We start from the raw sequence: 12,080 nt of genomic DNA, 5'->3' as shown, positions 1-12,080 counted from the left end.
ATGGCTTTGTCACTTCGTAAATCTTCAGCCTTGAACCTGGAGCTGGAAGGATCGACGGGGTCGTTCCGAGTGGGCAGCATCGCTGACACTAACAATACTCTTGAGGTAAAGTATTTCCTCACTGACCTTAGCCTCGACTATGAGAGCGGTGCCAGTGCGCAGGTGTTAAGCCATTTGGCGCCGGTGCGGGAACTTTTCGAGACTGAAAAACTAGAGTTCGACGAGATCATGCAGCGGGATATCGACGACGCGCGTGTGTCGGCAGAACTCGTGCCTTATCTCCTCGACAAAAACTCACGGGACATGGTGAAGTTGTTCCCGCCGATCGTCGTCGTCATCCTGCCGACTGTTCCGAATGCCAATCGTCCGGCAGACAAATATCCTCCTGTTGTTACCGAAGTCGGAACCAGTGCGGATGGCCAAGAAGAAAGACGGACGCGGTCCGGCGTGGTCGGTCAGGAAGTGTTCGAGTTCTCTCAACCTATTTTAGACGGTGAAGTTGTCAAACATGACCTCAATCGTTTGAAGCTGAATACAGAAAGAACAAGGCTTGTAATTGTTGATGGGCAGCACCGTGCGATGGCGCTTCTGGCCCTTTATCGCAATCTTCAAGACAAATGGACCGATGAGCGTCGTGCACCGTACAAGGATTTTTACGAGGAGTGGACGCCAAATTACATTCGGCAGTTCCAGCTTTCGCACATCAGCCTTCCCGTCATGTTCTGCACATTCCCAGAACTGGACGAACACTACAAAGGCGACTTCGACCTCAAAAAGGCCGCACGTTCCATTTTCCTCACCCTTAATAAGACGGCACGTAAGGTTTCAGAGTCCCGAAATCGCTTGCTAGACGATAATGACCTCATCGCTTTGTTTTTGCGCAAAACGTTGTCGGCAATCAAAAATCGAGACGCGCTAAGTCAGAACTCGATCCGCATTTTCAATGTAGAACTCGACCAATCGGGAGACCGTATCAAAATCGAAAGTGCGATCGCCGTCACCGGTGTGAATCATATCTACTACATAATTGAGCACCTGTTGCTCAATAAGCCTGATGATGTCAGCGGTATCAGTGCGCGTGCCGGCAAGTATTACAAGCGGACAGATCTCGAAGCGTTTGGTGCCTCGCGTCGGCTGGATGCCCGTAACATTTTGGGCGCCGCGTTGGCGGACACTACGTATAGAGACATCTTCTCCCGCAACGCCGGGGACAAGCTCGCAGAGCAGTATGACACAAATTATGGCACGTACCTGTTAGACTTTTATGTGCGTTTCGCACCAATCGAGGCTCACTGTCGAGCCAGCCTCTCTTTGGAAGAGAACCTCAAAAGCCAAGAAAATCGCAAGCTACGTCCGATCCTGTTTGAAGGGCAGGGGATGAGCCGCGTTTTCAATGACCATCGCGACAATCTGCGAGAAAAGCTGAAAAGCAAAGAGTTCGGAAGCGAAGCTACGAAGATCGAAGAAATTATCAAAAATCTCGATATTACCGCTGGCCAAATCAAGAACGCTATCGACCGGTTCAAAGGACAGCGCGCCGCCAATTTCGTAGATTCCATAAGCGATAAAAATAAGCTCAAAGACGGTCCTGACGTTCATCCTAAGATCGTCGGCTTCATTTCCGACCTTTATGACAACGTATTTTCCAGTGTTGCGTTCCAAACAGCTGCCGTCGCAACCTTCTTCGGGGAGGTTGAACGCGCTCAGGCTGAAGCAAAAAAGGTTGGGGCCGCTGCAATAGACGTTTCCGCAGAATTCGACGCCTATCTCACTTCGCTCCATGCTTTGTTCGTTCCAAGGTCTGTTTCCCAATTCAGGAGCCTAGTTGAAGTCTTCGTCGGTAAAGTCGAAGGGGAGATCACGGAATGGAAGCTGGTTCGGACGCCGCACACATTCCGGGAAGTGGTCTATCCGGGAGAAATGCAGCCTGATCAATGGCCTAAGTATCGCTATATGATGCTGGAGCTGTGGCGGCCGCAGAATGAACACCTTCAAGCGGTTGTTACCGCGTCACGCGACATCTGTCGCGCCCAAGTCTTTAAGTCGTTGGTGGGCCGGCGGAAGGACGAATTCACGCGCAACGAAGTTAAGCGCGAAGAAGACCTGACGCCGGCCGAACGCGCAACATTTGTCACGCAGGCCTATGAGGCTGTCCGGACGCTGCTTAATAATTTGGGATGGAAGACTGCTGAGATTCCGTCGAAAAAGACCTTTGAAGGTCTCAGCACGGAACCGGCCGAAATCGGTCCAGCGGCGGTCGCTGAAGAGGATGAAGTTTGGGAATCTGCTGAAGATGCCGTCGACGAAGGCGTTAGCAGCGCCGAGTGATCATTTTCGGGCGGAAGGGTAAGGGAGGGTCGAATGGGCGAAGTAATGATGGATAAATCGTTGCGTCCAACGGCGCCGCGCAACGAACCGATTTACTTGGATAACTTTTCAACGACTCCCATCGCGCCTGAAGTGGCAAAGGCGATCGTTGATGCTTGGTCACTGCCTGGCAACGCAAGTTCGCCGCACACTATGGGCGCGCGAGCTGAGGCGATTGTTGCTGAGGCCAGGCGAGACGTCGCAGACCTTATTGGGGCGGCACCAAACGAGATAGTCTTCACATCCGGAGCCACTGAAGCGAATAATTTGATCCTTTTGGGGGTCGCCCAAGCGGCGGTTGAAGCTGGGATTAACAAAAGAAAGATTGTTCTATCCTCTATCGAACACAAGTCGGTTCTGGCTCCAGCGGCTACACTTGAGGGCAGGGGGTTTGAGGTCATTTTGGTCCCCGCCAACGATACAGGCGTCATTGATATGCGCGCATTGGCTGCCGCAGTCGATGATCAGACTCTGTTAGTGTCTGTAATGGGGGCAAACAACGAGACCGGAGCTCTGCAGCCGATAAAAGAAATTGTTGCCATCGCCAGCAAAGTCGGAGCCTATGTTCATTCTGATTGCGCGCAATTGGTCGGCAAGCTGCCAATAGATGTACTCGATTGCGGTATCGACTATTTGAGCCTCTCAGGTCACAAGATGTACGGCCCAATGGGGATTGGGGCCGTTTTTATTTCTGCCTCTGCATTGATGCCCAAGGCGCTGGCATTTGGCGGCGGCCAGCAAACCGGGATACGGCCAGGAACTGAGCCCGTACCCATTATTGCGGGACTTGGAATGGCTGCTCGGCTAGCGGCGTCGCGCATGGACTTGGATGCGGCTCACGGCACGCTCTTGCGCAATACATTCTTGGGCGAACTAACTAGACTGAATAGTGATGTAGAGATCATCACTCAAAATTCAGAAACGCTGCCGGGAACCGTATGCTTAAAGGTCGATGGAATAATCGCAGATGATTTGGTCGAGATCATACAGCGAGATGTGTCGATTTCCACGGGATCGGCCTGCAATTCTGGACAGGTTTTTCCCTCCCACGTGCTCATGAGCATGGGTTTTAGTCAAGTTATCGCCAAATCAATATTTAGACTATACTTCAGCAGATACAATTCTAAACAGGACGCGATTGAATCTGCATTTATTTTGGCTCGTGCGATCGACCATTTGAGGCGTCCCACTGGACAAGCCCGCCAGTAGGCGGTACAAGCAGGAGCATGAAACACGCTCTATTTGATTCGGCCGACTCGTTGCAATTTGCCGGTCACGAAACCTTCCCGCTGCGCATTCTGTGGCTGAAGAAGGCTTATGACGCCGTGCAGTATGGCGCGCCCTCAGGAACATTTCAAGAACGTTCTGCAATCGCGCGCTTTGGGGTGGGGCGGAATATGGCCGTCGCCATGCGTTATTGGGCGCTGGCGTCGGGCTTTGTAGAGGAGGCGGGGAAAGAGCTCCGCCCTACGCCATTGGGCACCGCGATCCTTTCGGACGATGGGGCAGACCCATATATTGAAAGGCCTGCGACGGTGTGGCTGACACATTGGGCGATGGCTTCAACGCCCCAATATACTACCACTGCCTACTATGCCTTCAATGGTATGGCTGCGAATGAGTTCGATCACTCAACGTTGGTCGATGACATTTTTGGAATTTTAGAGGCGAGGGACCGAAGGGCTACTATCGGTACCATTAAGCGTGACGTGGAAGTGTTTTTGCGCAGCTATGTTCGTCGCGACGGTGCGGCGTCCGAGGATGCGGCGGAGCCATTATTAGCTGAACTTGGCCTCATCAGAGAGGCGCGGTTCGGTGGCTGGTTTGAGTTCGTTCGCGGACCAAAGCCGTCGCTATCGGACTCCATTTTTGCCTACGCTCTGGCGGAGTTTTGGGAACGGTTTGGCGGCGGAAATACGCTGACTGTAGAGCATATTTGCTATGCCCCAGGCTCTCCAGGTCGTGTCTTTAAGCTAGATGAGGATAGCGTGGTGACACGCCTCATCGCGATGGAGAAAGTAACCGACGGTGCTTGGATTTGGACGGATACCGCGGGGCTTAGGCAAATACAGCGTACAGGGGCGGTGGATCGTATGGCCCTTATCGAAAAGTCATATCCTGCAAATGCCTTAAAGGCGGTGGCCTAATGGCTTTAGCTGATTTCGTTGAGATAAACCGTCGATTCGCTCGGTCTGCACGTTTGGATGCTGATTTAAACGGTACGCCACCTCTGATCGGGTATGTGTTGCAGGCGAGCGTTGAAAAAGCATTGAGCACGCTTGCTCATGCCCAAATCGATAGCAAGCAGGGTGCGTTTACTTGGACGGGACCCTACGGCGGCGGGAAGTCAAGCGCGGCGCTGCTAATGGCTAACCTAGTCGCCGGGGCGAGCGACAACCGGAAAATTGCCAAGGCAATTGCTGGAAAGGCTTTAACGGCCAACTTCACCAAGGCCTTTCCAGAAGATGATGGTCCTTGGGCCGTCGTCCCTGTGACGGGGAGCAGAGCGGGCCTTCGTGCCGCGATTGGAGAGTCGGCGCGCATAGCATTGGGTTGGACGGACCGGACGTTCCAAAAGGCGATCGCAAGTGACGATGCGCTTATTGAGATGCTGGCGTCCGAGTCCTCCAAAAGTCGCAGCGGCCTTCTCCTTATACTTGATGAACTTGGCAAAATGCTGGAGCACGAGGCGGCCTCTGGTGGTGACATCCACCTTTTGCAAGACATTGCTGAGAGGAGTTCCCGAAGCAAAGGCAGGCTGGTCGTTGTTGGTATTCTTCACCAATCATTTGATCAATACGCTGCCAGGGCCGCGCGTGATGCCCGGCAAGAATGGGCCAAAGTCCAAGGGCGATATCAGGACATATCGTTTCTTGCGGCGGCGGATGAAACAGTCTCGTTGTTATCTAAGGCGATTTCCTGCACGGCACGACCGGCGGCCGCCAAGTCTCTTGCGGCCTCGGTTGCCGATGCCGTAGCAAAACGGCGGCCGACCGATATTGACCAGCTTACAAATGCCTTAGCTTCGGCCTGGCCATTAAATCCCGTGACGGCCATGCTGTTGGGTCCAGTTTCTCGCCAAAGGTTCGCTCAGAACGAACGAAGCGTATTCGGGTTCCTAAGTTCGGCTGAACCGGCCGGATTCCAAGACTTTCTCAAATCTGCCACGGATGACGAGACGTATGGCCCCGATCGTCTTTGGGATTATCTGGCATTCAATTTTGGAATGGTCTTAACTGGTGGGTCTGATAGCTCCCGATTCAGCTTGGCGTTCGAGGCCATAGAGCGAGCGGGTGCCAAGGGCACTTCTTTACACGTCGCCCTTACAAAATGTGCTGCCGCGATCGAATTTTTCCGTAACGGTTCAGGCCTGGCCTTGGCTGACGATTTTTTAGCGGCGGCAACTCCGTGGGTATCCGACGACGAGCGCAAGCGTGCAATTCAAGACCTCCTTGATTGGGCGGTCTTAACGAAACAGCCGCGCTTGAACGGTTACGCGCTGTTCGCCGGCAGCGATTTTGACCTGGAAGATGCGATTTCAAGAGCGCGTGCGCCACTTACGCCAGATCAGGTGCGTGGTATTCCGCAGCGCGTAGGGATGGGGTTTGTTGCAGCGAAACGGCATTACTTCAGAACCGGAGCACTCCGCACATTCGAAATTGCCATTCATCTAATTTCAGAGTCAGACAAGCCCGCCAAAATGGCAGCGGACATTGCAGCAAAGCAGGGTGCGGGTGCTGGGACAATCGTGCTGATGCTCGGCAGCGGCTCTCAGGATGCGGGTGAAATTGATCGTGTCTGCAAATCGATTGCTAAAGAGCTGCATAAGTTGGGCGCCATTGCCGCCGTAGGTGGGGCGAGCAGAAGCTATGGTCTCCGCGAAAGCGCACTGGAATTGTTCGCGGTCGAGCGGGTGCATCGTGAATATCCTCAGCTGGAGGGTGATCGCATCGCTCGCCGGGAAGTCGCCGGCCGGCGGTCGGCCGCCGTTGATAGCGTTCATCGTGATCTTGAAACCGCTTTAGACGCTGCTCGCTGGTATCTGACACCTGATCCCGCCAAGCCGCTTCGTGAGCCATTAGCGATTGTCGCTACCGAACTTGCGGATAGGACCTACGCAAAGGCGCCAATCCTACAAAGCGAACTTCTTCAAAGAGACAAGCCTTCTACCAGTGCGATGGCTGGGTTACGCGCCCTGCTGCACGCAATGGTAACGAAGTCAGACTCGCCGGACCTTGGCATTGATGGCTACCCGATCGAGATGGGCCTTTACCTAACAGTGATTAAACCGTTCGGCCTCCACCAAGAGGTCAAACCCGGAAAATTTGATTTTTGCGGCCCTGACGATAGTGAAGCGGGTAATAGCTTAATCACGGCTTGGGAGGAGTTGGATAAGGTCAAGGATATCTCCCTTGAAGCGCTCTATAGTGTTTGGTCAAAGCCCCCTTATGGAATGAAGGCGGGTATTATGCCGGCATTGGCTCTTGCGCACCTGTTGGCCAGTCGCAACCGCCTCGCCGTGTATGTCGAAGGCATCTTCCAAACCGGCTTAGACGAAGTTTTTGTTGATAAGATGCTTCAGAAGCCTGCGGAGATACGTCTTCGCCGTATCGATAGGTCAATCCGCGAGATGGCTTTCTTGAACGGGCTATCTACGCGGTTGGGTCTCGGTGATGAGACGTCATCTCTACCTATTGCCCAAGCAATCTTTCGACGGTTCGCGTCACTCCCGACGTATTCCAAGCGAACGGAGACGGCAAGCGCATCGACTCTTCGAGTCCGGTCGATCGTGTTGAAAGCGACTGATCCAGAAGCGTTGTTGTTTGAAGACCTGCCAGGAGCCTTGGGAGACGATCTGTCGGCTGATTTGGTCTACCAATCACTTGTTGAGCTGGAAGGCTTGTATGGCGTCTTGTTGGATCAACTTAAGGCGGCATTGGCTCGCGCCTTGGCAGTTGACCCGCAGAGCTTTGCAGGCCTCAAAGATCGGCTGCAACCGATCAAGAACCTGACGAATGATTTCCGGTTCGATGCGTTCGCGATGCGAGCAGCGGCATTCGATGGAGAGGCTGGGGACGTCGAAGGTATCGCAAGCCTTTTGATCCATAAACCAGCTCATAGCTGGTCGGATCGAGACCGCGACCAAGCCTTCCTCGAACTCGCAAGGTACGGCCGTCAGTTCCGTGAGCTTGAAGTTTTGGCCGCGGTGCGGAACCGCCATTCGAATACCGAAGCGCTCGCGCTCGTTGTCGGCGTTGATCCTAAGATGCCGCCCCTGTTGCGACGATTTATCCTCACGGAGGCCGAACGGTCTGAAGCTACTGATCTCGCGGAGCGATTGCTTAAGACCCTTAGCAGTGACGACCAGCATGGCCGCATACAGTTTGCGGCGCTGGCAAGGGTAGTGGCCAGCTTGGCCGCCGCAAATGAAGAAACAGAGGTCGCATGACCCATCCTGAACGGCATATATTAGGTGTATCTGGGGGGCGAGATAGTGCGGCTTTGGCAGTTTATATGCGCCAGCATTATCCTGACCTTCCACTGGAATACTTCTTCACTGACACCGGCAAGGAATTGCCAGAGGTCTACACCTTCCTTGATCGCCTTGAGGGCTTTCTAGGCAAGCCAATTCTTCGCCTGAACCCTGATCGCGACTTCGATTTCTGGTTGGACGAATACGGCCACTTTTTGCCTTCGGCGAGAACAAGGTGGTGCACCCGACAATTAAAGCTGCGACCGCTTGAGCAATGGATTCGCCCCGATTTGGAAAGCGGGACAATAATCCATTCGTACGTGGCTATCCGAGCCGACGAACCGACCCGCGAAGGCTATCAGGCCACTCACCCAAATATGCGGGTACATTTGCCACTGCGTGAAGCTGGTATTGATCGGCAGGGCGTGATTGAGATGCTGGACCAGGCAGATGTAGGCGAGCCAGAATATTACAAATGGCGCTCTCGGTCAGGCTGCACTTTCTGTTTCTTCCAGCAAAAAATTGAATGGGTTCGCCTGGCGGAGCACCATCCGGATCGTTTCGAAGAGGCAGTAGGGTACGAGAAAACCGCGTTAAAAGACGGTTCGCCCTTTACTTGGAGCCAAGGCGAGAGTTTGCCGGAACTTATCGAACCAGCACGGGTCGAACAAATAAAGGCTGACTATGAACGCAGAGTCTTGCGCCTGCGCGACCGCCGCAACCGCAATCCTTTGGCGGCCGGCTTGCCTGAGTCCATCGATGACATATATGGCATCGATGAAGCGTCAGGCGGCTGCGTAATCTGCCATAAGTAGAGTCGTTACTTTAAACGTAGGGATGGAAACCTTGGCGACCTATAAAGAGATTAAAACCTATGTGAAAACCAGGCACGGTTTTGTTCCACAGGACTGTTGGATTGCTCACGCTAAAGCGGCAAGGCGAAATCCTGATGGCAGCGTTGATAACCGAACCGACATTAGTACGGCGACGAAACGATGCTCTGAAGAAAAGCGCCTCGCCATTTTTGAAGCGTTACATCGCTTGGGTCATTTTCAATAACTGCGGTCGAGCTAGCTGTGTATAGCGGCGTCGATTTTTGCGGCGAATTCGGTCCCGTCTGATGGCCTAAGCGTGATGTCATGATGAAGGGCTTCGAAGATTGGATCAAACAACGCGTCCGGACCTTGCCAATCTGACCGGGTCAAAATTCCGGTTGGATGACTCCTATTGACTACAAACCAAAATACCGAAGCAAGTTGAAAAACGTCGGAAGCTGGAGATATCACGTCTGATCGTCCAATACTCCGGTTATTCGCTTCCGGAGACATCCAGTACCTTGGGCCGACAACTTCCCAATCGGGAGTAAATCGGTCTGCCTCATCCAAATCGTGTGGGTGGCAAAGCCCGTAATCGCTCAAAACCCATCTATCACCGATCACTAGAATGTTGTCGGGCTTAATATCTCTATGAACCGCTTTCTTGTGTAGCTCTCCTAGAGCGTGTGCAAGACCCCTGAACTGCGCCGTGAAGACCTCGGGCTGGACTGAGTTACTTTTTACCAAACCGGTCAGGTTGCTGTTCGCCAATCCCATTACAATGAAAGGTAGGGTCGTATCGGTCGGGGCAGTTACACCTTTTCCTCCTGCATGACCTCTACGCTTTTTAATTCCGTCTATTTGGCCATGATTATCGTATACGATCAAATGGTCATGATGAAGACTGGAGATCAATTCTTGCTCGCGCGCAAATCGAAGCCTTCTATTATTGCGTAAATCCAGTTGAAATTTGATCGCATAGGCACCTCCATCAGCCACGTCGGTACATTGGTGGACAACACCGTTGCCGCCTGCGTCGATCCGATCTCCTATTTCATAATGTCGGCCATTTGAAGCAACGACGACGTCAGGAACTTCGACAAACTCTGACGGCGTTGCTGACCGGCCGGCAAACAATATCGCCATTAAAGTTTGGCCCCCATATCGCCCTTACACTCGGCAGCACACCAAAGAGCATTCGACATTTGGAAAGTGCTCGAGTCCTCGGGCCAGAACATTTCTCGCTCAGCACCATGTTGATCCGTGAATTGCTTACCGCAGCCGCCGCACAGGTCAAATAAGTGACTCTGACCGGCGACATTGCTTTGCAACACAATAGCTTTTAGGCGCTCCACCACGGCTGGGGAAGGATATGACGGCCGGTAAGTGCCACTTATAATTTCCATGAGGAAATTGCGACGCCAAGCGCGACTAGAAACACTGTTGGCTTGCGAGACGCATTTAATTGCGTATTCACGCAGTACGTCCACATCAGATTCTGGCGCAATTTGCTCATCTAAAAGTCTAAGGTCCCCGCGGAGGGGATCGAGCGGTTTCTGGCCAAGCCCAAAGCCGGCGCGATGACACTCAAGTATCGACAGGAATAGCGTATAAAAATCCGCCTTTTGCTTAAACCTTGTCATCCGAAGGGGAAAAATTTTCTCATCAAAGATTAACTCCAAATCCGAGACTACGGCTTGAAATTCCTTTTTTGCTTTAGAGACACCGTCTGAATCCCAATCCGCGTATCGCGAATAAAAATAGTCGAGGTCGTCTTTCTTGTCTTGAGGCCCCTCTAACATGCCCGCTAATAGTTCAGACGTGAACTCTACATCACCCATCCGGCGACGCTGTGCAACGGAAAATACCTTGGCTTCATCCAAATAATCATTTAGTGAAAGCTCCGACGCCAATTCAAGAAATTGACCAGGAAAGTCCGCCTTTCTCAGTTCTTGTTTATTCAAAGGAAGGGAATACTTATTAACACGTGAGTATACCTCACGTACTTCCGCTTCTTCGAAACCAATGGCTTCGTTGTAGTCGATCCGATATTGAAGAATTTTCGTACGCTCGTAATCAGGAAGCTCGCTAAATTTCATGCCTTGGTATGGACCGACGTACGGCAAATCTAGTGCGAACTGGTCATCTAAGTAACCCAAAATAGCGAGTATGCGCTGCTGTCCGTCGATAACACGTCGATGCGTGCTATCCTTTACGACTTCATTCCACAGAAACATTTTCGGCATAGGGACTGAGCGCAAGATTGTGTCGATGAGCATTATCTTGGCAGCAGGACTCCACACCTCGCGGCGTTGAAAATCGGGCCTAACCTCAAGTCGTCCTGCCTTTTGCCAATCTCTGAGGTCCGAAATTGGGTGAGGGCTTGAATTCCAAATGCCCAATGTAGCTCCTTGCGCGTATTGATTGCAGAATAACTCTAGCGTCAGGAAATGGCGAAATCAAACTAATGCTTCGTCGGGACTGCGAAGGATGGCTAATTTAAACCGATGTCATAGCCTTTCATACCAACCATCGCTACGGGGTCCCTTAAAGATGGCTTGGCCAGATATTACCAAACCCGCAACGTCCTGGAGAGCTGTGCGGAGGTCGACATTCTGATGTGCGGCTTTGTGGCCGCTCTTTTGGGAAACGTCAGAGTAGTTAATTATCTTGCAGCCAACCAACCGGAAATCTGCGAGAGTTCGAGCGGATTTCTGAGACTATCTCACTCGCGCAAGTGGCTGCTGATGAGCAATAAAATCTCATTTGCAAAGTTGTGTAATCATTTTAACGTGTTGTATATAGAATATAATTTCTCATAATGTTTATTATGCGATATGGTAATATAATACCATATCTCCGGCTTCTGTTGATCAATCCCTCGGTATGACCTTCCCTTTCTTTCCAAAGGTAATCATGTCGTCGAATTCCGGAACCTATTCGATCGCGCCAAGTTCAGCCCTGTAGTTGTCGTATGAAATCATCAGCTTGCGAACGCTGGTTTTCCCTTCGCCCTTGGAGGGGAATCGCTGAGCACTTCGTGAGAAAGGTCAATCCGGCCCGCCGGCGTAGCGCCATGGGCCCGCGCATGCCCCCCTGCCCCCTTAGCTGCCGGTATCTTAATCACCCGTTCGGGTGATACTCAAACGCACGAATATGTGCCTACATATGGTTGAGTTACGGAGGGTGACATGGATGATAAATCGACTGCTTTCGAGCTTTATAGCCAAATCAAGGAGCAGATTGCTCCGCTTATTGAGGGAAAGCCGAACGCTCTTATCAATGCTGCTCTCTCCGAAATTATGATTGATGTTGCTCTCAACGGTCAAACCGGAAAAACGCGGGCGGATGCTATGGCAATGCTTGGCATGAGTATGACGAGGGCGGCTCAAAATCATTGACGACGGACAGGGGCGCTTTGGGAT

Annotated in this window: 9 protein-coding genes; 7 read left to right on the top strand and 2 right to left on the bottom strand. The window is 52.2% G+C overall.

All coding sequences use genetic code 11. The features are described from left to right. The 6 genes from AACH73_RS18785 to AACH73_RS18760 are packed head-to-tail and all read left to right on the top strand — an operon-like array spanning nt 1 to nt 8,899. Nucleotides 1-2,328, top strand: coding sequence for a DNA sulfur modification protein DndB (locus AACH73_RS18785; RefSeq protein WP_338736589.1), 2,328 nt, complete (start codon nt 1-3; stop codon nt 2,326-2,328). Nucleotides 2,329-2,361: 33 nt separating this feature from the next. Continuing rightward, the gene (locus AACH73_RS18780) at nt 2,362-3,576 is read left to right on the top strand and encodes a cysteine desulfurase family protein (protein WP_338736588.1); all 1,215 of its coding nucleotides are present in this window, start codon (nt 2,362-2,364) and stop codon (nt 3,574-3,576) included. A 17-nt stretch (nt 3,577-3,593) separates the two neighbouring features. Then, entirely contained in the window at nt 3,594-4,514 is a 921-nt protein-coding gene (locus AACH73_RS18775) for a DUF4007 family protein (RefSeq protein WP_338736587.1), read from the top strand. Further along, on the top strand, nt 4,514-7,816 hold the full coding sequence (locus tag AACH73_RS18770) for an ATP-binding protein (protein WP_338736586.1): 3,303 nt from the start codon (nt 4,514-4,516) through the stop codon (nt 7,814-7,816). Before AACH73_RS18775 ends, AACH73_RS18770 begins: the two co-directional genes overlap by 1 nt. Further along, nucleotides 7,813-8,655 (top strand): phosphoadenosine phosphosulfate reductase family protein, encoded by an 843-nt coding sequence (locus AACH73_RS18765; protein WP_338736585.1) that lies wholly within the window; start codon nt 7,813-7,815, stop codon nt 8,653-8,655. Before AACH73_RS18770 ends, AACH73_RS18765 begins: the two co-directional genes overlap by 4 nt. Before the next feature lie 31 nt (nt 8,656-8,686). Continuing rightward, the gene (locus tag AACH73_RS18760) at nt 8,687-8,899 is read left to right on the top strand and encodes a hypothetical protein (RefSeq protein ID WP_338736584.1); all 213 of its coding nucleotides are present in this window, start codon (nt 8,687-8,689) and stop codon (nt 8,897-8,899) included. Nucleotides 8,900-8,910: 11 nt separating this feature from the next. Here the strand turns inward: AACH73_RS18760 and AACH73_RS18755 are convergent, their stop codons facing one another. Together AACH73_RS18755 and AACH73_RS18750 are read right to left on the bottom strand one after the other, a co-directional pair. Next, nucleotides 8,911-9,801, bottom strand: a complete 891-nt coding sequence (locus AACH73_RS18755) for a protein kinase (protein WP_338736583.1) — start codon at nt 9,799-9,801, stop codon at nt 8,911-8,913. Continuing rightward, nucleotides 9,801-11,057, bottom strand: coding sequence for a DUF262 domain-containing protein (locus tag AACH73_RS18750; RefSeq protein WP_338736582.1), 1,257 nt, complete (start codon nt 11,055-11,057; stop codon nt 9,801-9,803). The genes AACH73_RS18755 and AACH73_RS18750 overlap by 1 nt, the downstream gene beginning before the upstream one ends. Nucleotides 11,058-11,846: 789 nt before the next feature. Between AACH73_RS18750 and AACH73_RS18745 the strand changes: the two genes are divergently transcribed. Then, nucleotides 11,847-12,056, top strand: coding sequence for a hypothetical protein (locus tag AACH73_RS18745; protein ID WP_338736656.1), 210 nt, complete (start codon nt 11,847-11,849; stop codon nt 12,054-12,056). Nucleotides 12,057-12,080: the final 24 nt, after the last annotated feature.

This window comes from Asticcacaulis sp. DW145 (genome assembly GCF_037101385.1).
GTDB classification, from domain to species: Bacteria; Pseudomonadota; Alphaproteobacteria; order Caulobacterales; family Caulobacteraceae; genus Asticcacaulis; species Asticcacaulis currens.
The sequence above is the reverse complement of the archived record's forward strand: the minus strand, read 5'-3'. Positions and strand labels throughout refer to the sequence as shown.